Annotated in this window: 28 protein-coding genes and 1 tRNA gene; 2 read left to right on the forward strand and 27 right to left on the reverse strand. The window is 50.7% G+C overall.

Features of this window, described 5'->3' with window-relative positions:
• Positions 1 to 29: 29 nt before the first annotated feature.
• The 15 genes from cas2 to B5E77_RS09870 all read right to left on the reverse strand — a co-directional run bounded on the left by cas2 (position 30) and on the right by B5E77_RS09870 (position 13673).
• Positions 30 to 320, reverse strand: coding sequence for a CRISPR-associated endonuclease Cas2 (cas2, locus tag B5E77_RS09800; protein ID WP_087165196.1), 291 nt, complete (start codon positions 318 to 320; stop codon positions 30 to 32).
• 14 nt (positions 321 to 334) lie between these two features.
• The gene (cas1c, locus tag B5E77_RS09805) at positions 335 to 1366 is read right to left on the reverse strand and encodes a type I-C CRISPR-associated endonuclease Cas1c (RefSeq protein ID WP_087165197.1); all 1032 of its coding nucleotides are present in this window, start codon (positions 1364 to 1366) and stop codon (positions 335 to 337) included.
• Positions 1363 to 2028: a CRISPR-associated protein Cas4 gene (gene cas4, locus B5E77_RS09810; protein ID WP_087165198.1), complete on the reverse strand. Its 666-nt coding sequence runs from the start codon at positions 2026 to 2028 to the stop codon at positions 1363 to 1365. The genes cas1c and cas4 overlap by 4 nt, the downstream gene beginning before the upstream one ends.
• On the reverse strand, positions 2028 to 2918 hold the full coding sequence (gene cas7c / locus B5E77_RS09815) for a type I-C CRISPR-associated protein Cas7/Csd2 (protein ID WP_087165199.1): 891 nt from the start codon (positions 2916 to 2918) through the stop codon (positions 2028 to 2030). The genes cas4 and cas7c overlap by 1 nt, the downstream gene beginning before the upstream one ends.
• Positions 2918 to 4696, reverse strand: a complete 1779-nt coding sequence (cas8c, locus tag B5E77_RS09820) for a type I-C CRISPR-associated protein Cas8c/Csd1 (RefSeq protein ID WP_087165200.1) — start codon at positions 4694 to 4696, stop codon at positions 2918 to 2920. Before cas8c ends, cas7c begins: the two co-directional genes overlap by 1 nt.
• Positions 4693 to 5352 (reverse strand): type I-C CRISPR-associated protein Cas5c, encoded by a 660-nt coding sequence (gene cas5c / locus B5E77_RS09825; RefSeq protein WP_087165201.1) that lies wholly within the window; start codon positions 5350 to 5352, stop codon positions 4693 to 4695. The genes cas8c and cas5c overlap by 4 nt, the downstream gene beginning before the upstream one ends.
• A 43-nt stretch (positions 5353 to 5395) precedes the next feature.
• A complete protein-coding gene (locus B5E77_RS09830; RefSeq protein WP_087165202.1) occupies positions 5396 to 7567 on the reverse strand; it encodes a CRISPR-associated helicase/endonuclease Cas3 in 2172 nt (723 codons plus the stop codon).
• 327 nt (positions 7568 to 7894) lie between these two features.
• On the reverse strand, positions 7895 to 8530 hold the full coding sequence (locus tag B5E77_RS09835; RefSeq protein WP_087165203.1) for a GyrI-like domain-containing protein: 636 nt from the start codon (positions 8528 to 8530) through the stop codon (positions 7895 to 7897).
• A gap of 28 nt (positions 8531 to 8558) precedes the next feature.
• On the reverse strand, positions 8559 to 8984 hold the full coding sequence (locus tag B5E77_RS09840; protein WP_087165204.1) for a TfoX/Sxy family protein: 426 nt from the start codon (positions 8982 to 8984) through the stop codon (positions 8559 to 8561).
• A gap of 71 nt (positions 8985 to 9055) precedes the next feature.
• The gene (locus tag B5E77_RS09845) at positions 9056 to 9964 is read right to left on the reverse strand and encodes a helix-turn-helix transcriptional regulator (RefSeq protein ID WP_087165205.1); all 909 of its coding nucleotides are present in this window, start codon (positions 9962 to 9964) and stop codon (positions 9056 to 9058) included.
• Positions 9954 to 10511: an RNA 2'-phosphotransferase gene (locus B5E77_RS09850; protein WP_275532759.1), complete on the reverse strand. Its 558-nt coding sequence runs from the start codon at positions 10509 to 10511 to the stop codon at positions 9954 to 9956. The genes B5E77_RS09845 and B5E77_RS09850 overlap by 11 nt, the downstream gene beginning before the upstream one ends.
• An 82-nt stretch (positions 10512 to 10593) precedes the next feature.
• A complete protein-coding gene (locus tag B5E77_RS09855; protein WP_162609677.1) occupies positions 10594 to 11349 on the reverse strand; it encodes a YdcF family protein in 756 nt (251 codons plus the stop codon).
• Entirely contained in the window at positions 11346 to 11852 is a 507-nt protein-coding gene (locus B5E77_RS09860) for an SEC-C metal-binding domain-containing protein (protein WP_087165208.1), read from the reverse strand. Before B5E77_RS09860 ends, B5E77_RS09855 begins: the two co-directional genes overlap by 4 nt.
• A gap of 108 nt (positions 11853 to 11960) precedes the next feature.
• Positions 11961 to 12878: a SufB/SufD family protein gene (locus B5E77_RS09865; protein ID WP_087165254.1), complete on the reverse strand. Its 918-nt coding sequence runs from the start codon at positions 12876 to 12878 to the stop codon at positions 11961 to 11963.
• 69 nt (positions 12879 to 12947) lie between these two features.
• Positions 12948 to 13673 (reverse strand): ABC transporter ATP-binding protein, encoded by a 726-nt coding sequence (locus tag B5E77_RS09870; protein ID WP_087165209.1) that lies wholly within the window; start codon positions 13671 to 13673, stop codon positions 12948 to 12950.
• Between the two features lie 177 nt (positions 13674 to 13850).
• On the opposite strand from B5E77_RS09870, the gene B5E77_RS09875 reads away from it, so the two are divergent.
• Together B5E77_RS09875 and B5E77_RS09880 are read left to right on the forward strand one after the other, a co-directional pair.
• Positions 13851 to 13923: transfer RNA gene (locus tag B5E77_RS09875), tRNA-Ala, on the forward strand.
• Between the two features lie 340 nt (positions 13924 to 14263).
• On the forward strand, positions 14264 to 14479 hold the full coding sequence (locus tag B5E77_RS09880; protein WP_087165210.1) for a hypothetical protein: 216 nt from the start codon (positions 14264 to 14266) through the stop codon (positions 14477 to 14479).
• Here the strand turns inward: B5E77_RS09880 and B5E77_RS09885 are convergent.
• The 12 genes from B5E77_RS09885 to B5E77_RS09940 all read right to left on the reverse strand — a co-directional run bounded on the left by B5E77_RS09885 (position 14406) and on the right by B5E77_RS09940 (position 26724).
• Positions 14406 to 16031: a permease prefix domain 1-containing protein gene (locus B5E77_RS09885; RefSeq protein ID WP_087165211.1), complete on the reverse strand. Its 1626-nt coding sequence runs from the start codon at positions 16029 to 16031 to the stop codon at positions 14406 to 14408. The two genes, B5E77_RS09880 and B5E77_RS09885, sit on opposite strands and share 74 nt — an antisense overlap.
• Positions 16021 to 16359: a PadR family transcriptional regulator gene (locus B5E77_RS09890; protein ID WP_087165212.1), complete on the reverse strand. Its 339-nt coding sequence runs from the start codon at positions 16357 to 16359 to the stop codon at positions 16021 to 16023. The genes B5E77_RS09885 and B5E77_RS09890 overlap by 11 nt, the downstream gene beginning before the upstream one ends.
• 173 nt (positions 16360 to 16532) lie before the next feature.
• Entirely contained in the window at positions 16533 to 17135 is a 603-nt protein-coding gene (locus tag B5E77_RS09895) for an HAD family hydrolase (RefSeq protein ID WP_087165213.1), read from the reverse strand.
• Positions 17136 to 17162: 27 nt separating this feature from the next.
• Complete coding sequence (locus tag B5E77_RS09900) at positions 17163 to 18443, reverse strand: adenylosuccinate synthase (protein WP_087165214.1); 1281 nt, start codon at positions 18441 to 18443, stop codon at positions 17163 to 17165.
• Positions 18444 to 18557: 114 nt separating this feature from the next.
• Entirely contained in the window at positions 18558 to 19277 is a 720-nt protein-coding gene (locus B5E77_RS09905) for an ABC transporter ATP-binding protein (RefSeq protein WP_087165255.1), read from the reverse strand.
• A gap of 4 nt (positions 19278 to 19281) precedes the next feature.
• Positions 19282 to 20133: an ABC transporter ATP-binding protein gene (locus tag B5E77_RS09910; RefSeq protein WP_087165215.1), complete on the reverse strand. Its 852-nt coding sequence runs from the start codon at positions 20131 to 20133 to the stop codon at positions 19282 to 19284.
• On the reverse strand, positions 20126 to 21214 hold the full coding sequence (locus B5E77_RS09915) for a branched-chain amino acid ABC transporter permease (protein WP_087165216.1): 1089 nt from the start codon (positions 21212 to 21214) through the stop codon (positions 20126 to 20128). The genes B5E77_RS09910 and B5E77_RS09915 overlap by 8 nt, the downstream gene beginning before the upstream one ends.
• Before the next feature lie 14 nt (positions 21215 to 21228).
• Entirely contained in the window at positions 21229 to 22113 is an 885-nt protein-coding gene (locus B5E77_RS09920) for a branched-chain amino acid ABC transporter permease (RefSeq protein ID WP_087165217.1), read from the reverse strand.
• 91 nt (positions 22114 to 22204) lie between these two features.
• Complete coding sequence (locus B5E77_RS09925; protein WP_087165218.1) at positions 22205 to 23407, reverse strand: ABC transporter substrate-binding protein; 1203 nt, start codon at positions 23405 to 23407, stop codon at positions 22205 to 22207.
• Positions 23408 to 23687: 280 nt separating this feature from the next.
• Positions 23688 to 24119 carry a DUF6465 family protein gene (locus B5E77_RS09930; protein ID WP_143468610.1) on the reverse strand — a complete coding sequence of 144 codons (432 nt, stop codon included), beginning with the start codon at positions 24117 to 24119 and terminating at the stop codon, positions 23688 to 23690.
• Between the two features lie 197 nt (positions 24120 to 24316).
• The gene (locus B5E77_RS09935; protein WP_087165220.1) at positions 24317 to 25561 is read right to left on the reverse strand and encodes a DUF1015 domain-containing protein; all 1245 of its coding nucleotides are present in this window, start codon (positions 25559 to 25561) and stop codon (positions 24317 to 24319) included.
• Positions 25561 to 26724 carry a phosphoglycerate dehydrogenase gene (locus tag B5E77_RS09940; RefSeq protein WP_087165221.1) on the reverse strand — a complete coding sequence of 388 codons (1164 nt, stop codon included), beginning with the start codon at positions 26722 to 26724 and terminating at the stop codon, positions 25561 to 25563. The genes B5E77_RS09935 and B5E77_RS09940 overlap by 1 nt, the downstream gene beginning before the upstream one ends.

The raw sequence follows: 26724 nt of genomic DNA on the forward strand, positions 1-26724 counted from the left end.
TTCTACTTTTCAAACCTTCCTCAGACATGTCAGAAAATCAGAGGCTCTTCCACTTTGATCCCTTTTTCCACGCCTACATGTTCCACTTTCGTCTTGTGCTTGTTTCCCAAATAATAAAACCGCAGGCTGTCCACCTCTTCGTCGATAATATCAATCAATTTTGATTTCAAAACCAGAAGCTGCGCCGTATCTATCACACATTCAAAAACAGAATTTTGTACGCGTGTTCCATAGTTTACGCATTGCTTTGCGACTTTGCGGAGCCGGGCTTTCCCGGCAGCGGTTTCCGTGTTGACATCATATGTAATCAAAACCAGCATATTATCTCCTGCCTCTATTTCCAGAAAAACGGCGGATATTCGTCCAAATCATTTCGCAGATATCTTGCCAGAAGCATTGCCTGTACAAAAGGAATCATGCCCCACTCCACTTTTTCATTCAGATAGGGGTGTGTGATTACTTCCTTTTTCTTATTCTGCCATTCTGTAAGAAGCCTTTTTCTTGCCTCATTTGACATCAGTACCGCTCCATCCTCTTTTTCCGTAAAGTCTCTGGCTGTTACCATTTTTTTATTGATCATGGTCAGCACAAATCTGTCAGCCAGAACCGGACGGAGCTCTTCCACCAAATCGAGAGCAAGCGATACTCTGCCCGGACGATCCGTATGCATAAATCCTACATAAGGATCCAGGCCGACTGTCTCCAGGGCTGCCGCCACCGAATTCGTAAGAAGCGTATATACAAATGACAGCATTGCATTCACATTATCCAGAGGAGGGCGGCGGTTTCGGCTCATAAAAGAAAAATCCTTTTTCTGCTGAAGAATAAGCTGGTCAAATACACCAAAATAGATGCTTGCCGCCTCTCCCTCATATCCTCTGAGCTGCTCCATGGATGAACATTCCCGGACTGCCTTCAAGGAATTTTTCAAAAACCCTGACGCTTTTTTCAGCTTTTCGACATCCACCTGCAGACTGTGATCCCGCGTAGCCCGCTCCAGTATCCAACGTGAATTGTATACCTTTCCCAATATACAATTTCTGGCAATTCCCAGTGCTGTGTCCTCCTGTTCTGATGCCACATACTGCCGCTTCCTGAGAACTACATTTCCCCGCGTCTCTCCTGTCACTCTGGCAAGGAATTTTCCCTGAGGCGTCAGAAAACACAACGCAATGTTTCTTTTAGCACAGCCGCCCATAAGCGCTGGGCTGACACCGCGGTAACCAAAGGAAACGATTGCTTCCAGATTGTGCAGAGGAATTCGCCCCAATTCTTTCTCTCCGTCCAAAATCACTATGTTTTCACCATCCAGAGACAGATAAGAATCCGGAGAGGTCACATACAAAGTATTCAAAAGCTTTTTCATTCCGTATCTTCTCCGATTATCTTTTCTATATAATGCTCCACAGTCGAAGCCTTTCCAAGCTTCGGCAGGCAGATATCCCGAAGAGAACAGGCATTACAGCTTTTTGACCATTTCACTTTCGGCGTATAGCGTCTTTTATAAAGCTGATGCATTTCCTCAAAGCATATCCGGACCCGGCTTCGCAGTTCTTCTGTAAATACAGCCCGGGTTCGCCTTCTGGTCTCGCCGTAATACACTGCCCCTTCTTCTATCTGCGTCATAAGCATTTCTTCCAGGCACATGGCCTGTGCCGCAAGCTGCAGAATATCCATATCAGTGTCTTTCGGACTTCCCTTCTTATATTCCACCGGATATACGCGGTACAGACCTTTATGTCCGTGCAGGGAAATGCCTTCCTCCGCTTTCTGGAACTCTACAATATCGCAGACGCCGCTGACTCCCATGCTTCTGGAATAAACAGGCATTCCTCTGCTTATAATTACTTCATTCCTGCTCTCTGAATGATATCCGTCATGCGCCCGCCTATGAAGCAGTTCACCCTGTACTGTATGTTCATTTTCCTGCCACTGCTGTTCAATATGAATAAGCGCCCACTGTCTCCGGCAGAAAGCAAAATGCTGAATTCCCGAGAGCATCAGATAATCTTCTTCCCGGTATTCCATCAAATCTTTCTCTGTACCTCCACTGTATCCGGAATCTGCTCCTTGTGAATCGTCACAGTATAGTCCTGGTATTTTCTCGGATAGAGTACATCGTCCTTCTTCTGTACCTCTACTGCGTCAAACAGCTTATAGGCCGGGCAGTCTCCAAGCTCTTTGCTGTGTTTAAACACAATCAGTTCCCGTACAGCCATTTTACCGCGGGCCGCCGAATGATCAATCTCAAACATATTAATAAGGGCTTCCCACAGAAGTTCCAGATCCTCTTCCGTAAATCCTGTCACCTTTCTTGCGAGATTTGCCGAAATATATCCTTCCACCCGGTAAAGTCCATAGGGAACGATATTTTTACGCCCCATTTCCGTACTTTTCTTTTCCGCGTCCGCCTCCGTAGTAATCGCTACACGGGTAATCGTGACCTCCTGTGTAATAATCGGATCAATACTCCGTGCAAAGCCAAGCTGTACCGGGCCACGCACCTGCCCGCAGTTCAGGGCTGCCTTCACAAAAGTCGTCATCACTGCTCCAAAGGTACGGATATCATAAAAATTGCCACACATAAAATCACGAATTTTCCGGTCAATATCCGGTGTGCTCTTTTTCAGCTCCTTAATCTTCTTTTCGTCTGTCCCCAGTGCCTGATACGCCTCATTATCACTGCGGTTCAGAGGAACATTTTCCTTGATGTAGATACGGTATCCCGGCGCGTCTTCCTTTACAGTCTCCACGTAATTACGGATTTTTCTCTTCAGACATACGTCTGTTACGATTCCATATCCGCTTTCCGGATCAATGCGGGGAAGATTGCCTGCATCCGGGTCTCCGTTCGGATTTCCATTTTCCACATCAAATAAAACTACAAATTCATACCTGTTTTTAATTACCTCTGCCATTATTCCTGCTCCCCTTTCTCTTTCTTCTCATACCGTTTCTGTGTCTGATGATAATACCCCAGGATAAACGCCCCCTGCTCCTCCAGGGACAGCCGCCTGGGCCATATGGTTCCGTCCTCCTGAATCTCCAGCTTTCCCTCGAGTTCCGTGAGCTTCTGTTCAAAATAAATCCGCATTCCTTTGCTCTCCAGCTTCCGGATATGGCTGTTTTTTAATTTCATCAAAATCGGGAATACAACTCCGGGCGTTGCGCAGGCCGAGTTAAAATACCGGTCTTTAATGGTCGAATTGATTCCCGGATTCGCTTTTTCCTGAATTTCCTCCAGCACAGCAAACACCCTGCCCGCCACATAAGCTGGAATTTTGCAGTCTTCATTCAATGCCACAGTCAAAACCTCTCTTTCATAACTGGTATTCCGCAGGAGATAAGCCTTGATAACCGCCGCCTTTCCCCTGGTAATCTTATAAATCCGCTGATCGCTGTTGTCCTGATCTGCCCGTATTCTTCCAAGCACTGCCTGATACAGGCCATCCGGATACCGGCCGCCTGAAATAATACTCTGATATACCTGGGCTGTCAGGCCGGCTGCCGGCTTTTTGTCCTTTGATTTCTGATTAACAGTCTCCTGCATCATTCTCCATACGCCAAGATATCTGAGCGTATCTGTGGCAGGACGGACAATTTCCATTCGATCATAGTGCTCTTTCAGATGCCTCAAAATATTTCCAAAGCTGTCTGTGTAGAAAAACCGTACCGCAATTCTGGCCGCGTTTGGCGCAATTCCCAGAATGCAGAATTTCTGCTCCGGATCCAGCTTGTCCTGAACAGCTTCCAGATCCACTGCCCGTCCAAGTTCCAGATTGTGAAATACCCCATGCACCAGTTCCTGATTGTCTGATACTGGTTCTGAAACAGCCGCAAACACACTCCGATAAACTTCTTTTCCATTTTCGGCCCAGTACACCACTGCCGTATCTCCGACATAAGACATTTTTTTTCTGTCTTTCAGCAGATAATTCAATGCAGTCGTATAAGCATAAACTGCGTAATTTCCCACCGGAGCATTGTAGCTCTGCTCTTTCCCGTAAGATTCAAACGCTGGAGCATTAAAAGACACGAGGGCCGCCCCGCTGGACTGTGCTCCCTGCAGTCCCTTAATATTGCTGTGAATCCGGGCAATCGAGCTCCTTTTCCCTGTCACCAGACAGATACCTTCCGCTTCCTGCTCATCCTGCTGCCGGTATGACTCCCAGGCATTCTGTACCTCACTGTCCTCCTGCACGTAACGGCCCTTCCATAAAAATACCAGGTTGGCTCCGGCCATCATTTCATCCAGATGGGGCTGCAATACGGGATTTTCAGAGGCCTGCCCCGGATTCCATGTCTCAAAATAGGCCTTCACCGCTTCTGCCGCAGGGCTGTCAGTATTTTTCAGGATCTCCAGATGCTTTTCCTTTGCGCATTCAAAGCACTCCAGCGAACGTTCCGGTTTTCCTTTTGCATCTGTTCCCAGAAAATAGCTTGTATTATCGCAGAGAAAATTGGCAGCCACACCGGAGGATCTGGTCAGCATCTGCGGAACCCGGATTTCTTTTGGACCCCAAGCCACTTTCTTCCCGCGCTCATCCTTATCCTTTAAAGGCAGTACCCCTATGAGTTCTCCTTTCTCTGAAAGCTCCAGCGCAAAGGAAACCTTTGCCTTGCACCAGCCGGGCTGCTCTACCTTTCCTTTTTCCGCCAATATTTCATAATAACGGACCAGGGACTGCAGAATCATCGAACCACCTCGCATTTCCTCACATCCAGGACACCGCCATCCAGCACAGCCCTGAAAAACATGGGCGTAATGTTTTCCGGATCTGTGTAGTCCATATCATACAGCATGTAACCCAGTTCCCGCCTTTCCCCTGCATAGGCAGTGTCTACCGTATCCTTCTCATACAGTTCAAAATGAGCCGGAAATTCCCTGCATCCAAAATACGGCATATGGTAGCACTCTCCCCTCCGCAGCCGCCGCATGATGATATCCTTAAACTTTCCCGGATTATCACCCTCATTTGCCTTATCTGTCATATCAAAATGCGCCTCTATGACATACTCCACGTCCTTAAGAATCATCGACGCTCTCTGCACAATCTCATCCTTTGCACAGATATACAGCGGTTTCGTTCCCCCATTCATGACAGACATCACATTACCTGCGGAAACCTTGCCTTTCACTTCATTTCTGCGTACGCTGGTAAACTGAATGGGCCTGCATACATAAATCCGGTCAATCTTCCACCGCATGCCCGGATGCCAGTATATGGCTTCCAGAATTCCTCTGGCTGCCGATGGCGTCATCACGTCATAAGAACAGCGTTCCACCTTCATTTCCGGCCGGGTAAACAGGGCAAAATCTCCCCTCACCCGAACCTTTACTCCATGGCTCATGCCACGCCTCCTTTCCTTTGTTTTCCATATTTTCATCCTGCTCTCAGGCAAATACAGCATCTCCCCGTGAGACATTCAGTAAAAGTCCCACATCCTCCCTGTACTGCTCCGCGCTTCGCAGCCGGTAAAATTCCGGGAACAGCTCTTCTATCAGACCTGCTCCTCTCAAATCCTCGAACAGATTATCATAGACCTGTATACAATATCCGCCTGCCTGTCTCATCAATTCTCTTGAAAAACATCCTGCGCGAAGCTGTTCTGCAATCCGTCGGGCTTCCGGCTCTTTGTCCACCAGAATCGTTTTTGTCCGTTCTTCTATCAGATGAAACCTGGACGCTGCTGTCTCAAATGGAAAGCTGAAAGCCCGGATTCCCTGCTCAAACTGTTCCACAATCCCCTTTGAATCCAGCGATTCCCCTTTATAACGGTACAGACGCTCAAAATATTCATGAATAGCTTCCAGAGAGGATATATCATCAAATTCCCTCTGAATCTGTTCCGCCACAGCAATCGGCTGATTCAGTTCCGCCGGAATATCTGCTTTCTCTTCCTTATCCATCGTAAAAATAACGGTCAGACTCCCTTCCCTGGACCGTTTTCCCTCTCTGTTGCACCGACCAGCTGCCTGAATCACAGAATCCACTCCTGCCAGTTCTCGATACACAGCCTGAAAATCCAAATCAACGCCGGCTTCCACAAGGCTGGTGGCGATCAGACGGCATGGCAGGCCATCAGCCAAACGCTCTCTTACTTCTCTCAAAACGCGCTTTCTATGATTCGGATACATCAGAGTAGAAAGGTGATACACTTCTTCCCCGTTTAGCTTCCGGTAAATTCTCTGCACACGTTTCCGGCTATTCAGAATGCACAGAACCTGTTCTTCCTTTTGAAGCCGCTCTGCCAGCTCTTTTTCAGAAAATACGCCTCCGTATATCAAACGGGTTCTTTTGAAAAACTCATACTGGCTATTCACATCCGGACAAAGCTCCCTGGCCTGTATTCCTTTTGGGAAATACGTCGCCAGCGACGGCTGTGTCGCCGTACAGAGCACAGCTGTGCAGTGATAATTGCAAATCAGTTCGCTCAGCGCCCAGATACAGGGGATTAAGTACTTCGACGGCAGCATCTGCGCTTCATCAAGGATAATCACACTGTTCGCAATATTGTGCAGCTTTCTGCACTTTGAAGTCTGATTGGAAAATAAAGATTCAAAAAACTGAACATTTGTCGTCACAATGACTGGACGGTCCCAGTTTTCTGCCGCAAGCTGCTCCTTTCTCAGCTTCTCCGGATTTTCCACGGATACATTACTGTGATCCTCCAAAACATTGTGCTCCCCCAAAATGTCTTTAAAGACCTGAGCATTCTGCTCAATGATAGAAATATACGGAATCGCATAAATCACCCGATCCATTCCATAGGTTTTCATCTGCTGCAGCGCAAATGCCAGCGACGCTGTCGTCTTTCCGCCTCCTGTGGGAACAGTCAGCTGAAAAAGTCCCGGTTCTTCCTTTCCTTTTTCCAGACAATTTTTTAAAATGGCCGTTCTGCGTCCATTTACTGTGGAGAGAGCCTCCTGCCGAAGCCAAGGCGCAATATGAGCCTGCAGGCGATCCATCAGGATTTCTACGCTGTCATATCCGCCTCTTTCCACCATGCCATTCATCATAAAACGCTCTGTATCAAGACGATCCGCATCAATCAGACAGGAAAAAAGCATTCGAATGAAAAAGGAAACGCTGAATCCTCCTTTCCCTAAAGGCTTCAATGGTACATCTGAAAGCCTTGGGATCTCTGTCTCTTCCCGAAAGGCACTGTAATCCTCCACCTGCTTTTTCATCCTTCCCAGAAAAGTGCCTGCATCGCTTTCATCCGCTGCTGCGCTGCCTCCGTCCTGCAGCCCACTGTGATGTCCTGCCACGCAGTAAGCAACCATGAGATAGCCTCTGGCATAAAGCTCCTGAGCTCCCGCCGTAGAATGATCTACAGGAGGTCCTTCCCCCAGAAGGCGTTTTTGGAACCCCTTCGAATATTTTCCGATGTCGTGGCACAGGCCGGCTGCCTGCCCCCATTCTCTGCAGCCGAATTTTGACGCAAATTCTCCCGCAAGTAAGGCAGCCCCCTGATTATGCTCTAACACCGTCTGTTCCCGTTTTTTATCTTCGCTGATATGGGCGAGATATTTTTCCTTTTCATTCGTGTTTTTGCTTTCCATTTACCTTCTCCTTCCGCTCCGGAGCTGGCTATATTAGGCCTAAATTTATGGTAACATATTCCAGTTATATTTGCAATATAAAATATATGATTTTTAATATTAACTTTATTGAAATATTAATTATCAATATAGAATGTGCTATTATAAAAAATGTCAGGGAAACTTGCGGATTGAAATAATAATGTTATGTGTAACAAACATATCCTTCAGGGCGGCAAAAACATTTTTGTTTTTGCCGCCCTGAAGGTGTCTTTCATATGCTCTACGCAATTTCCATACAAATATATAGTCTAAATCTGACCAGCACGGAAATCCCAAAACTTCATATCAACCGTTTCTCCTCACCGGCACCCGGATCACCGTCTTCAGCCTCTCCGGCTTACACCGCCTCACATCACTCAGATAAATCTCATGATGGCGCCTGCCCTCCGAAAAATCGGGGCTCAGCTTATTCTCCTTCATAAACCGCCGCATTGCCTCAAGCGTCGCCGGCTCCTCGTCATAAGGGCCGACATGCATACACTGGACGCAGAGCCCTTCCTCCCAGGGCAGAAATTCTGCCCGTGAAAAATCCTGCTGCTTCTTCCGCGCCGCTTCCCGGCGCGCCCATTCAAAGTCTGCCTCTGTCACAAAATCCGGAAGGCGGATCATGGAAATCCACCGGAACAGATCCTTGCGGCTGTAATCGATGTCTTCCCTGCCCTCCTGCCACCAGAGGCCCTCCAGCGGAGGCACAACATAATCAAAATATCCCTCTATCTGATGTTCTCCAAGCTTGCTCATCTTAATTGTAAACGCAAGCCCGTACAGGAGCCCCATAGCTGTCTTGTAATCTCCGCCCTCTTCGTTGGGATCTCCCTTTCCGCGCACCGCGATAAAATTCATCGCAGGTACAGTCACCAGGCCTGGCTTGCTCTTCGGCAGATAAAATTCTTTGTATTCCTTTTTATAATCGAATGCCATTGCCCCTGTTTTCCTCCTGTATAGCTGTTTATTTCCCCGAATCCCGCTTTCCGGCTGCGCCTGAGCTTTTTCCTCGCCTGTGCCCTGCCTTTTCCTGCGCCTGGGCTTTTTCCTTTCCCGCGCCCTGTCTTTTCCTGTGCCTGGTCTTTTCCTTCGGCTCCGGAAGCTCTCCGCAGGTCGCCGTGACAAGCCTGGCCAGAAGCTCCCTGTCATCTGTCTCCTCGATCAGAAAACAGTTTCTGGCTCCTTCATGGGGAGGCTCCTCCGGCAGTCCCGGGCAGACGGCCCGTCCCGCTTCCGTGATCTTGATAAACAGCGTATTATCACAAATCATACCAAAAAATTTTCTTCCGCAGAACAGCCCATATTCCCCAAACATCCTGCGGCAGGTGATTCTTCCCGCATCCTGCAGCTGTTCCGTCACATATTCTGCAAATTCCCGGCTGGTCGCCATAATTATGCCTCATCCCCTTTTTTACAGATATTCTATCAAGGGAAATACGACAGCAGTATGTCATGTTTATTTTATGTATCCAAATGTCTTTTTCGGATTTTTTCTCCAAACTGCGCCAAATCACGCCGAAGCTCTTCCGGCTCCAGAAGCTCTGCGCCTCCTCCAAAAGAAGCAATCCATCCAACAATGCCGGTTTTATCTGTAAATCCAAAGGTAAACAGAAGCGAACCGTCTTCCTGCTCCTGAAAGCTATCCGCCCCGTATTCTTCAATAAGCCGCCACCGGTATTCCGGTTCAATTCTCGCCTTCACCTGAAACACATGGGGAAATACCCTTTCCTGCGACAGATCCGGCAGAGAAGCCGGCCGTTTTTCAAAGGAACCGGCATCTGCAAGCTCTGTCATCCGGTTCAGCTTGAACAGGCGGAAATCCTCTCTTGTCCTGCACCAGCCCCACAGATACCAGCCCGCCCACTGGAAAATCAAATCATACGGCTCCACAAGGCGGCTGGACTCGCCGGAAGGAGCATGATAGGAAAAGGACACCAGACGGCTGTTTTCAATCGCCTCATGGAGCAGCTCTAACTTCGGCGCCAGAGCAGTCTTGTACCAGGAGGAAAGATCTATCAGGATATGCGGATCTCCGCTCAGAAGCTCCGAAGCCCCCGGAAGAAGCCTGTCCATGAGCTGCGCGTAGCGTCCCGTCCCGCTGACGCTGTCCAGGCTTCGCAGCCCTGCCAGAATTGCCTGCATATCAGAGGAGGTAAGCAGCGTCCTGTCTATCTTGTAGCCCTCCATAATGGAAATCCCGCCTCCGGCTCCGCGGGACGTCACAATGGGAATTCCCGCCATGCAGAGCCGCTCAATGTCCCGGTTAATCGTTCTCCGGGACACCTCGAATTTTTCTGCCAGCCAGGGAGCCGTCACCTTTTCCTGCTGGAGAAGCACCGCCAGGATGCCTATCATTCGATCAAGCTTCATCGTCTCTCTCCAGATATCTGACCGGAACCTGCTTCGTCAGCCAGACACCGTTTACCGAACGATAGAACAGAAAGCCGTCCTCCTGCATCTGTCCCGTCTTTACTCTGTAAACGACAGGCCTGCCATGCCTCGCTCCCACGGTGCGGGCTGTTTCCCTGTCTGCCGACAGATGCACATATAGCCTGCTTTTCGCAATTAGCCCCTGCTCCCCGATCGATTCCACATACTTCTCCCCGGTGCCATGCCACAGATATTCCGGCGGCTCCACAAGAGGCAGTTCCACGTCCACAGGGATCGAATGCCCCTGATTCGCCCGAATTTTCGTCTTGTCCGCATTAAAAGAATATCTCTGCTTATTATCCGTCCTCACGATTTCCTCCAGCATGTCCATATCGATCGGATGCGTCCTTTTCATTCCCAGGAGCAGCTCCTGCACATTGGCCCAGCCATGCTCATCCAGTGTAATCCCAACTGCCTCTGGCCGGTGCCTGAGAATCATGCTCAGGAACCGGCTGGTTTTCGTCAGGCTTGTACTGTTGTCACTCACTCCTTCTTCCCTCCTGTTAATCTTTCTGCACAAAACCTCACATTCTGTTTTGCCATATAAGCATTCCCGCATAATATTCTGCTCAAAACACCGCATTCCCGCGCAGCAGATCCTTCACCAGCGCAAATGCCTCGCGCGTCATATAGTGCGGACGCATGAAAATCTCCGTCGGAGCCGGAATCCCGCTGGCATCTATCCCCTGAGCCTTTGCGATATGCACAGCGCGGAAGATATGGAAATCATTTGATACAATTCCGACAGAAGGCTCCTCTCCTTCCATCAGTTCTCGGCTGAACCGGATATTCTGCACAGTATTGACAGACTCTTCTTCCTTCCGTATCCTTTCCTGTCCGATTCCGGCCTCAAGCAGATATTCCTCCATGGCCTCCGCTTCCGTGATATCCTCGCCGGAGCCCTGACCGCCGGACACGATGACCAGGGCTTTCGGATTCTCGCTCAGATATTCCGCGGCCCGGTCAAGCCGCTGCTTCAGCGCACGGCTCACACGCGTCCCCTTCACCTGAGCCCCCAGTACAATCAGGTAATCGCAGGAGCCTTTTCCACTCTGGGCCATACCGCTGATGATGCATCCCTCCGCCGCGAGAAAAATCAGGATGCCCAGCGCCAGAAGGACGCCTGCCGACGCCCGGACTCCTGAGGGAATGCGCAGAAAGGCCGCCTGGAGGGCGGGCACCCTGCAGACGGCCAGAGCCAGCCAGCATACAGCGCCCAGGCCCAGCCAGAACCAGGCAAAGGACGCATGCACGCCGGCATATAAAATAATTCCGATATAATAGACTGTAAAAATCGTGCCAAGAATCAGAAACAGCTTACTCATGCATTTCTTCCGCAGCATTTTTTGTACTTCTTTCCGCTTCCGCAGGGGCAGGGATCGTTTCTTCCAATCTTCGGCCCCTTTACAATTGTGCCGGATTTCTTCTGTTCCATGTACAGCTCCTTCTGCTTCTCCTTAGAGAAGATCTTGTCCCACTGGGGAAGCTCATAGAGCCAGTCCGCCTTTGCGTCCACCATATTTTTATAAAGCTTTTCCTTATCAAACCTCAGGGATACAACGGTATCCTCCTCCATCTCCTCGATGGGATTCGGCTCCACCAGGCTGTCATTGATGCCGTCCAGGAAGCCCGTCATGGTCATAACGTCCTGACCATATTTCTCTGCCAGCTCCTTGACAGTTCCCTTTACCTCGGTGTCCGGATCCTCCAGAAGCTGCTCATAGATCTCTTTTTCTATGTTAAAATATTTCGCCCAGAATCTCTGGATATCTCCTTTATTTGCCTTCTCGTCGTAGGCCATATCGCGCCACTGCTTCAGTAATGCCATTGCTTTCTCTCCATCCTTCGCTTTTCTTGCATTTTCTTATTTTCAGGGCTTTTACAGCCCATATATGTCCCTAATGTTATCACCTGAGACTGTATTTGTCAACGCTTCCTATTTCAGGAAGCCGCTTACAATCTGCTCTTCCGCTTCCTTTTCTGTCAGTCCCAGCGTCATCAGCTTAATCAGCTGCTCTCCGGCTATCTTTCCGATAGCAGCCTCGTGAATCAGGCTGGCGTCCAGATCGTTGGCGTCCAGAGACGGCACTGCGACCACATGGCCCTCATCCATCAGGATTGCGTCACACTCTGTATGTCCGTAGCACTTGTTGTTGCCGCAGATTTTGGAGTTGAATACCTGATGGGAGCTGCCCTTCGCCACAGAACGGGACACCACATTTGCATTGGAGTCCACGCCATTCAGATCTACCTGGAAATTCGTCTCCGCGTACTGCTTCCCATGGGTCATGATCTTTTCCTTGATCACCAGGGTCGCTCCGTCCTTCAGCTCCGCATTCGTATCGCGGATCGTAGAATCCACACCCTTGATCTGGGTCGTCTCCATCTCCATGTAGCTGTCCTGATCCATGTAAATAACCGTCGTCGGGTTCAGAATCCGCTCTCCGGCTCCGTCTCCCTCTCCGTAATGCTTCTCCACATATTTCAGCTTTGCATTCTTTCCGATATGGAAGGTATGGATGCCGTCGTGCTCTGTCGTATCGTCACCGCCGCAGTGAATGCCACAGCCCGCCACGATCGTCACGTCCGCATCCTCCCCGATATAAAAATCATTGTATACCAGATCCTTTAAGCCGCTCTGGCTGACGATCACCGGAATATGCACGCTCTCGTTCTTTGTACCCGGTTTGATGATAATGTCGATTCCTGGTTTATCCTCTTTGGTTACAATATCAATATTTGCAGTCGTATTTCTTCCGGCCAGCGCCCCGTTGGAACGGATATTGTAAGCGCCTTCCGGCACGCCGTGAAGATCTGCTATCTTCTCCAGCATATGCATCTGTAACTGATCCATCTTCTGAGCCATACTTTTATCCTCTTTTCTATCATGCTGCCGCAGTTTGAGTGTTTCCTTCCTGCCGCTCTAAACTACCTTATCCATCAATGTGCTGCACGCTTCCGAAGAAGTCAGGAGCTTTGGAAGAACCTCCTCCTTTGTCCCCTGATCCGTCACCTTTCCATCCGCAATCACGACGATACGATCCGCAATATTCAAGATTCTCTCCTGATGGGAAATAATTACGATGGAGCCGTTGATTTTCCGGCGCATCTCTTCAAATACCCGAATCAGGTTGTTGAAGCTCCAGAGGTCGATCCCCGCCTCCGGCTCGTCGAAAATAGAGAGCTTTGTCCCACGCGCAAGCACCATCGCGATCTCAATTCTCTTCAGCTCGCCGCCGGACAGAGAGGCGTTTACCTCCCGGTTGATATAATCCCTGGCGCACAAGCCCACCTCTGACATATACTGGCAGGCCGCATCCAGCGAAAGCTTCTCTCCGTGAGCCAGATTCAGAAGATCCAGTACTGTCAGTCCCTTGAAACGGACCGGCTGCTGAAACGCGAAGCTGATTCCTCTTTTGGCCCGCTCTGTAATCGACAGATCCGTAATATCCTCACCGTCCAGCAGAATTCTTCCGGACGTAGGCTTCACGATTCCGGTAATAATCTTGGCCATCGTGGACTTTCCGCCTCCGTTCGGGCCGGTAATTACCGTAAATTCGTCATCTATTTTTAAATTGACATCTCTCAGGATGTCGATATCCTGAGAATCCTCTGTGACCTGATAACAGATATCCTGTAATTCAAGCATCTTTTTACGCCTCCTGTGTATCAATTTGCATGAGCCATATCCCGAGGCAGAAACATTTTCCGCCGAAATACATCCCATCAGTAGATCATAACAGTACGTAAATTCTTTGGCAAGTCCTATTTTGAGAAAATTTCTCTTGATTTTTTTCACATGTCCTGTTATAGTAGTAAGGCGTGAGGGGCATTAGCGCAGTTGGGAGCGCGCCACACTGGCAGTGTGGAGGTCACGGGTTCAAGTCCCGTATGCTCCAGAACCTGAAGAAGCGGAATCTCTTTGAATGGAGGTTCCGTTTTTTTGCGCGGCTTTTCCTGCGCTTCTGCCGCCTCCCTTTGTGAATCGAAAAAAATCCCCGCCGTTCGCTCCGGCGGGGATTTACTAAAGGGGAGGATATAAGTAATTCGTTTCTCTTTTGTCTAATCCTAGTATAGCCCAAATCCTCCTCCTTATACAAAAATTTTCTAAACTTCTATACTTTTTGAAAGAAATGTGCTACTCTCAGATCGGCGCCGGTGTCCGGGGAGCAGGACTTTTCCTGGGGCTTCCCCTTATATTTATATGCCGGCAGAATCATCCGGAAAGGAAGTACTGTCATGTCTAAAAAGCTAAAGCGAATCCTGGCTCTTGCAGGAGTCATTATCCTCGTCGGCCTGTATCTGATTACCTTCATCCTTGCCTTTGTCGACCCGACAGAGTCCAAGAACTGGCTGAAGGCTTCCATTGTATGCACCATCATTATTCCCGTCTTTTTCTATGCTTATCTGCTGGTGTACCGGAATCTGAAGAAGCCGGATGATACCCAGAAGTAACCGGAACCTCGCTCTCCTCTATCACTGTGTCGAACCGGTAAGCGGAAAGAATCAGCCCTGCCAGGACTGCGCTGCCTGTGATGCTTACGAGTCCCTCTGCCACAAAGGGCAGATTGCTGAAGGCTCCAAACTGAAATCCGAAATTCTCGACCAGATAAAACACCGTCTGGACGCTAAAGACCAGCGCGCCAGAAAAGGCAGTCAGCCGCCCCAGACGGTTCCGGATACGGAAGGCTGTCCACAGCGCCGCAGCCGGAAGGGCAAGAACCAGCACGGTGAGGAAAAGCGCCGGTACCCATCCATAGCGCAAAGCCCACCAGGAGATCCGGTAATTTTCCATATAAGACTGGGGCAGAATTTCCCGGAAATCCGGTTCCTCCAGAAACTGCATCCTGTATGCGACATGCTCCTCAAACGGCCTGACACTCGTCTCCGAGCCATTATTCCAGTTTCCATCTCCATCCTCATAGTACCATTGAGACGTTCCGTAGCGCACCAGCTCTTCCTCTGTCAGCTCAATCTGTCCGAACGCGCGCGCCCGCCCCAGAAGCTCCCGTATCAGCACATTATTGTAGGAATCGTCCCAGGCGTCTGTGACAGAGGCGCGGGAACCGGGATTCACACAGACCTCCAGATTTCCCCTGATCCTGCTCCACTGGGGCGCAGCCCAGAAAATCAGCAAAATGCAGAAGCCAGCAAGCGCTGCGGCCGCTCCCTGGCTCTTCTTGACGATGCACCATCCCTTTCTCAGGAGATACAGCGCTGTGCCAAGGCAGCTGGAGAGCAGGATCAGAATCGGAATATAGCTCCGCTCCTGCAGAAAATTTCCCTTTCCCAGGAGAATCATCAGCGCCTGGAAAAGACAAAAGAAAAAAATTCCGCGGAAGTACTGATTCCTCTTCCTGTAAAGCAGCACAGCCCCTACCGGAACGGCAAGCTGTATGATTCCCAAAAACAGCGTGGTTCGGAACAGAGAAATAAATATATGAAAAAGCATACCCGGAAGCCTCGTCGCAGTATAAGCATAAAGCCTGTCTACCCAGCCCGGACAAACCTTCAGGCTCAGATACAATCCTCCAAAAAACGCGCAGACTGCCAGAAAAAACACGCAGACTCCCTTTGTATGCCTCAGGAGAAACGGATATCCAAACCGTGCCACCAGAAACAGCACCAGCAGTCCCCAGAGATAATATCTCTGGCCCGCTGCCTCAAGAATGATATCTGACATACTCCTGCCCGCTGCGCTCCGCAGCAGCTCTCCCGTCAGTCCCACAGCCATCAGCGCCAGAACCACAAAAAGGAGAGGCTTTGCCGTCCGCAGCCGGCGGCGCTTATTCAGCTCCATCCCCACCACATCCGGGGCTCCCATGTCCCTGACCGCTCTTCTGCAGGCTTCCTCTCTGTCCAGGCCGTACTCCATGTAGAGAGCCGTCTTGTCTTCGATATGGCCCCGCAATTCCTCATTCACGGACGAAAGCCCCAGCTTACACGAGATCTGATCGTCTACATCCTTCAAATAGGCTTCTACGATTCCGTATGTCTCAGAAGGCAAATACAGCACCTCCCTTCAGCACAGCATGCACTGCCTTTTCGTACTCCTCCCATTCTTCCCGCTTTTTTGCCAGAAGCCTCTGCCCCTTTCTCGTCAAATGATAATATTTCCGCATGCGTCCGGTCTCGGCAGCCTTCTCATAGCTCTCCACTGCTCCCTCTTCCTCTAAAGCATGAAGCACCGGGTACATCGTCCCCTCCTTCAGGGAAAACACATTGCCGCTTCTCGTTTCCAGCTTCCGGATCATCTGGTATCCGTACATATCCTCCTCCTCCAGCAGCTTCAGAAGAAGCATCGAAGTGCTGGCTGCCATCATCTTTTTGTCCATGCTCTGTCCTCCCTTTCTATACCTAGATATTCTATGTATTTATCATACCTTGATAATCTAGGTATGTCAAGCGAAAAAATGCAGGAACCCGTTCTGATCTGACATGACCATCCCGTCTTTGTTCCTGCACAATTTTTCCTAATATATTCCCCTGTCAATGAAAGAAGCTTCTTTTATTCGATCCCAAGCCCACGGAGCTCTTCCTCCGCCTGTTCCTTTGAGCGGAAATGTATCCCGTGGATGCCAAGCCTCCTGGCTCCTTCTACATTTGCCGGCGTGTCGTCGAGAAAGACCGCCCGCTCCGGGCAGATGCCGTACCGGCTTATCAGCCGCTGATAGATCTCCGGATAAGGCTTGATAACATGCTCCCGGTAGGAAAGGATATAGCCATCCATCAGCTCCAGAAAGTCCAGCTTGCTTCCTCTCTGGTCATACACGCGCTTCGGCCAGTTGGAAAGGGCGTACAGCTTCAGCCCCTTTGCCTTCAGCTCCTGAAGCCAGGGAACCGTATACGGGAGATCCCAGATACACCTTCCGATGTCCTTATACACCTGGCAGATCTCTGCCTCATACTCCGGAGCGGCAGACAGGAATTCCTCCAGCTCCTCTTCCTCCGTCAGTAGGCCCTTGTCATGCTCCACCCAGGCCGGGTTCCGAAAGACTGCCTGCTCTACAGCCAGATAATCCTTTTCCTCCGGCACAATGCTCCGCAGCCATTCTTCCCATCCGAAGCCCACCAGCACATTTCCCAGATCAAAAATAACCGTATCTATCATAAGAGCCTCTCCTACAGCCTTCTTTGCCTATCTCCGGTAAATGATATCGTCACGTCCCGGTCCATTGGAAACCATGGTGATCGGGCACTCGATATGCTTCTCCACAAACTCGATATACTTCCGGCAGTTCTCCGGCAGATCCTCATATTTTCTGATACCGCGGATATCACACTTCCAGCCGGGAAGCGTCTCATAAACCGGCTTTGCCTTCTCAAGCAGATAGGTCGTCGGGAAATCTGTGGTCACCTGACCATCGATCTCATAGCCTACGCAGACCGGAATCTCGTCAAGATATCCCAGTACATCCAGCACGGTAAACGCCACATCTGTAGCGCCCTGGATCCGGCAGCCATACTTGGAGGCCACGCAGTCGAACCAGCCCATTCTCCTCGGACGTCCGGTGGTCGCTCCGTACTCTCCGCCGTCGCCGCCTCTGCGTCTCAGCTCGTCAGCCTCTTCACCAAAAATCTCACTCACAAATGCGCCCGCGCCAACTGCGCTGGAATATGCCTTGCAGACTGTAATGATCTGTTTGATCTCATAAGGCGGAATTCCGGCTCCGATAGCGCCGTAAGCTGCCAGCGTGGAAGAGGAAGTCACCATCGGATAGATGCCGTGATCCGGATCCTTCATGGAACCCAGCTGGCCCTCCAGCAGGATGTTCTTTCCCTCGCGGATAGCGTCCCAGAGATACTTTGACACATCGCACACATAGGGCGCCACCATCTCCTTATACTCCATCAGCTCCTCATAGAGCTTATCCGGATCAAGGGCCGGCTTGTGGTACAGATTCTCCAGAAGAATATTCTTCTGCACGCAGACATTTGCAATCTTGTCTCTCAGATACGCCTCGTCAGCAAACAGCTCGCTCACCTGAAAACCAATCTTTGCATATTTATCCGAATAGAAGGGAGCGATACCCGATTTGGTGGAACCAAAGGATTTTCCTCCCAGGCGCTCCTCCTCGCACTGATCAAACAGGATATGATAGGACATCACCATCTGCGCGCGGTCAGATACCAGGATCTTGGGCTTCGGAACCCCCTGATCCACAATACTCTGAATCTCACGGAACAGAACCGGAATGTTCAGCGCCACGCCGTTTCCGATGATGCTGGTTGTGTGATCATAGAACACACCGGACGGCAGTGTGTGCAGCGCAAACTTGCCGTAATTATTCACGATCGTGTGGCCTGCATTGGCTCCGCCCTGAAAACGGACGATAATATCGGACTCCTGGGCGAGCATATCCGTAATCTTGCCTTTTCCCTCATCTCCCCAGTTTGCTCCTACAATTGCTTTTACCATAACCTGTTATCCCTCCATTGGCTTTTCGGCGCGGCCGCGGTAAATCCGCCGTGCCGCATCCGTTTCAATCACTCAAACGCCTTTAGTATACATGCTTTCCAGGAAAAAGTAAATCTATTTCTTTGTATTATTCTTCGCTTTTCCAAGATACGCAGCCTTCACCTCTTCATTCTCCAGAAGCTCGGCCCCCGTCCCGGTCAGAGTGATGCGTCCCGTCTCCATCACATAGCCCAGATTCGCCGCTTTCAGGGCCATGTTCGCATTCTGCTCTACCAGAAGAATCGTTACGCCCTGCTGGTTGATCTCCCTGATGATGTCAAACACGCTCTGCACAATCAGAGGCGCCAGTCCCAGGGACGGCTCGTCCATCATGATAAGATCCGGCTTTGACATCAGCGCGCGGCCGATGGCAAGCATCTGCTGTTCGCCGCCGGAGAGGGTTCCCGCCAGCTGCCAGGAACGTTCCTTCAGCCTGGGGAACAGGTCGTGCACCCATTTCAGATCCTCCTCCAGGGAATCCTTTCTCATATAAGCGCCAATCTTCAGATTTTCCAGCACTGTCATATCCGGGAATACCCGGCGTCCCTCAGGAACCAGCGTAATTCCCTTTGACACAATCTGATCGGTGGAAAGTCCCGAAAGCTCCGTTCCCTCAAACTGAATGCTTCCGCTTTCCGGCTTCACAAGTCCCACAATAGAACGTAAGGTAGAGCTCTTGCCAGCGCCGTTGGCTCCGATCAGCGTTACTACCTCACCTCTGGGGACGCAGAAGCTGATATCCTTCACAGCCTTGATTCCGCCGTAGGACACATTTAAATCCTTGATTTCCAGAATATGATTACTCATCCTGCGCACCTCCCAGATAAGCTTCGATAACCCGCGGATTGCTGCGGATTTCCTCCGGATTTCCTTCCGCAATGGTTTTTCCAAAATCCAGCACATAAATGCGGTCTGAAATCTCCATAACCAGATCCATATGATGCTCAATCATGAAAATCGTCAATCCAAATTCGTCACGAATCCGTCCGATGAATTCGGTAAGCTCCAGGGTCTCCTGGGGATTCATGCCTGCCGCCGGCTCATCCAGCAAAAGAAGCTCCGGCTGGGTCGCCAGCGCTCTCGCGATCTCCAGATGGCGCTGCTTTCCATAAGGCAGGGATGTAGCCAGCTCGTCGCGCACATCCGTCAAATCTACAATCTTCAGAAGCTCCTCGGCCTCCGCGCGCATTCTGGCCTCCTCCTTCGCATTCAGCCGGAAGGTTGCCGTAAATACATTGCTCGTGCGCCGCAGGTGCTTTGCAATCAGGATGTTCTCAAATACGGTCTGACTTTTAAACAGGCGGATATTCTGGAAGGTCCGGGCGATTCCCAAAGCCGTAATTTTGTCCGGGGTGGGAGCCAGTACCTTATGACCAGTATACATAACAGGATTTTCTCCCCGGTAAAGCTTTTTCATCTTGCCCTGGGGATGGTTCTGGATAATCTTATTGCCTTTATAATAGACAGCGCCGTTGCTGGGAGCATACACGCCCGTGATCACATTGAAGGCCGTCGTCTTTCCTGCTCCGTTCGGGCCGATCAGCGAGACAATCTCTCCCTTGTTTACCTCCAGGTTCAGGTTGTCTACAGCGATGACTCCGCCAAACTGCATGGTTACATTTTCTACCTTTAAAACATTTTCTTTACTCATTGGAGGCGCCTCCTTCCGCTGTCTGCTTCTTCTTAAACCGCTTCAGGAAAAACCTTCGGACAGCTTCCACAGAAAACTCCCGGTCGCCCATGATTCCTTTTCGATAGAAAAGCACAATCACCATAATGATAATCGAAAATACAACCTTCCGGAATCCGGGACGCAGAAGCGTCAGATGGAAATCTCCGATATAGAGGTTTTCATTGTCCAGGAAACGAAGCCACCATTCAGAGCAGGCGATAAAAAGGAACGAGCCGATACAGCTGCCCGTAATGGAGCCGATGCCTCCGATTACCACAATCAGCAGGATCTCGTAGGTCATGGCTGATTTGAACATCGAAGCCTGAATCGTCGTCTGGTACATAGCCAGCAGCCCTCCGGATATTCCTGCAAAAAAGGAGCTGATGACAAACGCCAGGCGCTTATGGTGCGCCAGGTTAATTCCCATCGCCTCTGCCGCAATCTCGTCGTCACGGATGGCTTTGAACGCACGCCCATAGGTAGAATTGATCAAAAGCACAATCAGTCCGATACAGATTCCCGCCACAAGAAAGGGATACAGTACTGACTGGAAGGTCGGAAAGCTCCGGAGCAGATTGGAGCCATTCGTCAGCGGTCCCAGCTTATCCCACTGGAACACGGCGCGGATGATTTCCGCAAAGCCCAGTGTCGCTATCGCCAGATAATCGCTTTTCAGGCGCAGTACCGGAAGTCCGATCAGATATGCAAATACCGCCGCCACAAGGCCGCCCGCAATCAGGGCCAGAGGCACAGGAATCGAAAACTGTACGATGCCTCCGTCAAAATACTGATATACGCTTGCACGGGATTCCGCCGGAATCGTCAGGATCGCATAGGTATATGCGCCCAGAAGCATAAAACCGGCCTGTCCGAGAGAGAAAAGTCCGGTAAAACCGTTCAAAAGGTTCATAGACACAGCCACCAGCGCATAGATTGCACCCTTTTTCAATACCATAAAGAGCATGGAGCTGGAAGGCACTACCTGCTCCAGGAGAAACAGAAGGCCCAGAAGAGCGGCAATCAGGCCTATGTTCCAAATCATTTTTGTCCGTTTTTTCATCTTACGCCGCCTCCTTATACCTTATCTATTGCTTTCTCACCGAAAAGTCCCGTAGGCTTCGCGATAAGAATGACAATCAGAAGGGCAAAGGTGAACGCATCGGAAAAGGTCGTCCAGCCCAGGCCCTTGATGATATTTTCGCAGATACCGATGATAAACGCTCCAATGACGGCTCCCGGTATGGAACCGATGCCGCCGAATACGGCCGCTACGAACGCCTTCAGTCCGGGCATCGCTCCCGCCGTAGGCGTCACGCCCGTATAATTCGTAAAATACAGCATGCTCCCGATAGCCGCCAGGAAGCTTCCAATTACGAAGGTCATGCTGATGACAGAATTGATCTTGATTCCCATCAGCTGAGACGTCTCAAAATCCCGGGAGGCCGCGCGCATCGCCATTCCGATCTTTGTATATTTAATCAAAAGCACCAGCACGACTACCAGCACAACCGTCAGGACCGGAGTGACCAGCGTCACCCGCTTTGTGGTCGCGCCCAGAATCGTCACAGTGTCGCTGAGCCAGGGAATCGCCGGATACTGCTGAGAAAGCCCGCCCGTGATGTACAGCGCCAGATTCTGCAGCAGATACGACACTCCGATTGCGGAAATCATAACAGACATACGCGGAGCGCTCCGAAGAGGCTTGTAGGCCGCACGCTCCACCAGGAAGCCCAGAGCCACTGTCGCCACAATCACCAGCAGAATCGCCAGCGGCATGGGCATAACCGTCACGGCATACACCATGATCAGGCCTGCCACCATAAAAATATCGCCGTGGGCAAAGTTGATCAATCTTAAGATTCCATAGACCATCGTATAGCCGATGGCGATCAGGGCATACTGCCCGCCCACTGAGATCCCCGCCATCAGGTATGGCAGGTTTTTCGTTATCCAATCCATAGAGAACCTCCAAAGACATGTATATGGCGGGAGTCCGTCTGGCCCCCGCCATAAAATTCACTGTTGCTGTTGCTGGCTGTCTTTCGCGTCCTTACTCTGCAACGCTCTGCTCCGCCACGAAATCCCATGCTGCCGTCTCTGTATTCGCATGCTTGATGTAAGCCGCGTCACGGTTTGCGTCACCGATCTCGTTAAAAGAGATATCTCCGCTCACGCCCGTGTAGGTCACATCCCAGAGCGCCTCATTTACAGCCGCCGGGTCAGTAGAGCCCGCTGCCTTCAGAGCCTCCAGCGCCACGTAGTAAGCGTCATAGCCCATGACAGTCAGTCCGGAAACGGTATCGTCTCCGCCGTTGTTCGCCTTCGCTGTGGAATCACTGTTGATCCACTCCTTGATGCCGGCGTCAAACTCCGGATTTCCTCCCTCCTGATAGAAGGTCGATACGTAGATGTCCACGTTCTTGCCCTCTGCGGCGTTCAGGATTACGTTCGAATCCCAGGTATCGCCTGCCAGAAGCGGAATCTCCAGTCCCTGGGAAGCCGCCTGCTCTACAAGCAGAGCCGCCACCTCTGTGGAGGACGGAGCAAAGAATACATCTGCTCCCTCGTTCTTTGCGGAAGTAATATAGGACGTAAAGTCACTGTTTCCTTCCTGGAAGGTATCAGAAACCACCTCTCCGCCGAGAGCCTCAAAGGCCTCTGTGAAATAGTATCCAAGTCCTGTAGAATAATCATCGCCCAGCTTTGTCAGCACGTAAGCCTTCTGAGCCGAGAAATTGTCTTTCGCGAAATTCGCAAGCACGGTGCCCTGGAAGGGATCCAGGAAGCAGATCCGGAAATAATGGGTATTTCCTTCTGTGATCTGCGGGTTGGTACAGGTGACTCCGATCACCGGAATTCCTGCTTCCTTAAAGGTATCGGAGCCCGCGATAGATACTCCGGAGCCATAGGATCCAAGAACTACCGATACGCCGTTGCTTACCAGCGTAGCTGCCGCAGTAGGCGCTTTATCATTGGAAGACTCGTTGTCCACGATATCAAGCTGTACCGTATATTCCTTGCCTCCGATCTCTACGGTAGGCGTCACATAGTTCGCATACTGAATACCCAGCGTCTCCTGCTTTCCGCCTGCGCCGTTGTCTCCGGACGCCGGCTCAAACACGCCGATTCTGACCACGTCTCCGTCAGCCGCCGCTGTACTGTCCGCAGACGCCTCAGGCTTTTTCTCACAGCCTGCCAGCAGTGTGCTGAGCATCGCTGCAGCAAGAAGAACTGATAATATCCGCTTCTTCATAATTTTTCCCTCCTGTGATCGCGCCTCCTGTATCCTCTGTGTACGTTCATCAAAGACATTTGTGCGCGCTATTAATACGCGGTTTAGTATAACACTTTTGTATGGAGATTTCAAGCGGAATTTTTCAGAGGCTTCCTTTTTCCCGGCACTGCTGCTGTATCAGCCTTGTAGCCCGGAACGGCCGTATGCCTTCGCACGGCTGTCCGCATAAGAAAAAAGCGCCTTGCACCTCTTTCAGGCACAAAACGCTTTTCCTCTTATTTTCTATCATACTGTCTGATTACAGTGCAATCTTTCCACTCTCTTTGCCGTTGATCACGTAGTAAGCTGCCATATCCTCGGGCTTTACATAGAGATCCAGGCTCTTGATGGAAGATGCGCGGTGTCCGAGAGCAACCCAATCTTCTGTTGCCTTTGCAACCAGATCTGCAGTCGGAATTTCCTTTCCTGCAAACTGAACGTATATATTCTGAGTCACTGCAGGCTTTTCCGCCTTTACTGTCTTCTTCGCTGTCGTCTTTTTTGCGGTCTCTTTCTTTGCCGCTGTCTTCTTCACAGGCTCTGCTTTTACAGGCTCAGCCTTTGCAGCCTCTGCCTTGGCCTGTACGGGTTTCTCTGCCTTTGCAGGCGCTTCTGTCTTCACCGGATCGCTTGTCACTGCGGTCTCTGCTGCCTTCTTTGTGGTCGCTGTTGCTTTCTTAGCAGTCATCATAATCCTCCTCAATTTCAAAACTCACCGTCTTGCGGTCAGGACAGCAGCAGAACACAGAATCCTCTGTGATTCTGAAGCTGTGCAGTACAATGATACTTTTTGACAGACCTATTATATTGCATTTTTCCAGTTAATGCAAGAATGTTCTTGTTTTTTATTAAATGCAGACAATTTAGACGAAATTTCCCCTAAAGCAGTCAGAAGGTCTCTTTCAGAGAATGGATAAAGAGCCCGCTGCGAAGCTTCGGTTCAAACCAGGTGGATTTCGGAGGCATGAGCCGTCCGGCGTCCGCCACGGCAAACAGCTCGCTGATCGAGGTGGGATACATGGCAAAGGCAGCCTTCATATCCGTATGTACCCGGCGTTCCAGCTCGGAAAGTCCCCGGATTCCTCCCACGAAATCAATCCGCTTATCGGTCTTTGGATCCCGGATTCCGAGCACCGGATCCAGAATCTGCTTCTGGAGGATGGATACGTCCAGGCCCTCCACCGGATCGTCGTTTTCGTACTGAGGCTTCAGGGCCAGAAGATACCACTGGTTTTCCAGATACAGGGCTGCCTGTCCCTTTTTCTGCGGATGAACGGCCTTATCCGATTTCCTCACCTCATAAACTTCTCTTACCTTATCCAGGAACTGCTCCGGCGTGAGACCGTTCAAATCCTTCACTACCCGGTTGTAATCCATGATCATCAGCTCATCATCTGGAAAGATAACGGAAAGAAAATAATTAAACTCCTCGTCTCCGGTATAGCCGGGATGCTCTTCCCTGCGCTTGATGCCTACCCGGACCGCCGACGCCGCCCTGTGATGACCGTCTGCAATATACAGGGAATCCATGCCGGAAAAGGCTGTCTGAATTGCCTGGAGCTCCTGCTGACCGGCAATTTTCCACCCTCTGTGGCGGATTCCATCCTCGGAAACGAAATCAAACAGCGGCTCCTTTTGTTTTTCATCCGCTGTCAGCCTCTTTAAGGCCTTCTGACTGCGGTAAGCGAGAAAAATCGGTCCGGTCTGGGCGTCGCAGACATCCACATGGCGTACCCGGTCCTCCTCCTTTTCCCGCCTTGTATTTTCATGCTTTTTGATTACGCCGTTTAAATAATCGTCTACCGAAGCGCAGGCCACGATGCCTGTCTGGCTGCGTCCGTTCATCGTCAGCTCATAGAGATAATAGCAGGGAGCCTCGTCCTGTACAAGGCTTCCTTCCTCCACCATTCCCCAGAGCAGCTCCTTCGCCTTTTCATAGACGCGGCTGTCATAAAGATCCATATCCTCCGGAAGCTGTGTTTCGGCACGGTCGATGCGCAGAAAGCTTAAGGGCCTGCCCTCCACAGCCCTTCTGGCCTCGGCACGGCTGTACACATCGTATGGAAGGGCCGCAATGTCCGCCTCCTTCCCCGCCGCAGGCCGGATCGCGGGGAAGGGCCTGATATCCGCCATCAGCAGATCACCCTGACTTTCAGTACGCCTTCCACTGCCTCCAGGCGCTCTACCAGCTGAGGGCTCGCCGCAGTCTCCAAATCAAACATGGAATACGCATAATCTCCGCGGCTCTTGTTTGTCATATTTCCGATATTATAATTCTCCTGACCGAGGATCGTCGTAAACTGGCTCAGCATATTCTTTACATTCCTGTGGCAAATCGCAACCCTCGCCGGATAGCTGGGAACTCCCATATCGCAGTTGGGATAGTTTACAGAATTTCGGATGTTTCCGTTCTCCAGATAGTTCCGCAGCTCCTTTGCCGCCATACGCGCGCAGTTTTCCTCTGCCTCCTCTGTGGAGGCTCCAAGATGCGGAATTACGATAGCTCCCTTTGCGCCTGCCGTCGTCGGGTTCGGGAAATCGCTCACATATCTCTTTACCTTGCCCTTCTTCAGCGCCAGAACGACAGCATCCTCGTCTACCAGCAGATCACGGGCAAAATTCAGAATGACGACTCCATCCTTCATCTTTTCGATAGCTTCTGCGTTGATCATTTTCCGGGTACTGTCCAGAAGCGGAACATGTATCGTGATATAGTCGCACTCCTTATAGATATCATCCACATTCGTGATATGACGGATGCTTCTGGAAAGGTTCCAGGCAGCGTCCACAGAAATGTAGGGATCGTATCCCAGCACCTCCATGCCAAGATGCGTGGCAGCGTTCGCCACTCTTACGCCGATAGCTCCAAGGCCTATAATACCGAGCTTTTTGCCTTCGATCTCATGGCCTGCAAACTGCTTTTTCTGCTTCTCCGCAAGCTTGGAGATTTCCTCATTCATCCGCTCAGACTGTACCCAGTTCACGCCGCCGATGACATCTCTGGCCGCCAGCAGAAGGCCGGCCAGCACCAACTCCTTGACGCCGTTCGCATTTGCTCCGGGTGTATTGAATACGACAATTCCCTCCTCTGCGCATTTCCCAAGAGGGATATTATTCACGCCGGCTCCGGCGCGGGCGATCGCTTTCAGGCTCTTCGGAAATTCCATGTCATGAAGAGCGGCGCTCCGCACAAGGAGGGCGTCTGCTTCCTCAATCTCTTCCACCTGGACGTAATCACGGGTAAACTGGTCGAGCCCGGTCTGGGCGATCTGATTCAGACATTTATAACGGTACAT

This window comes from Lachnoclostridium sp. An131 (assembly GCF_002160825.1).
Taxonomy (GTDB): Bacteria; Bacillota; Clostridia; order Lachnospirales; family Lachnospiraceae; genus Laedolimicola.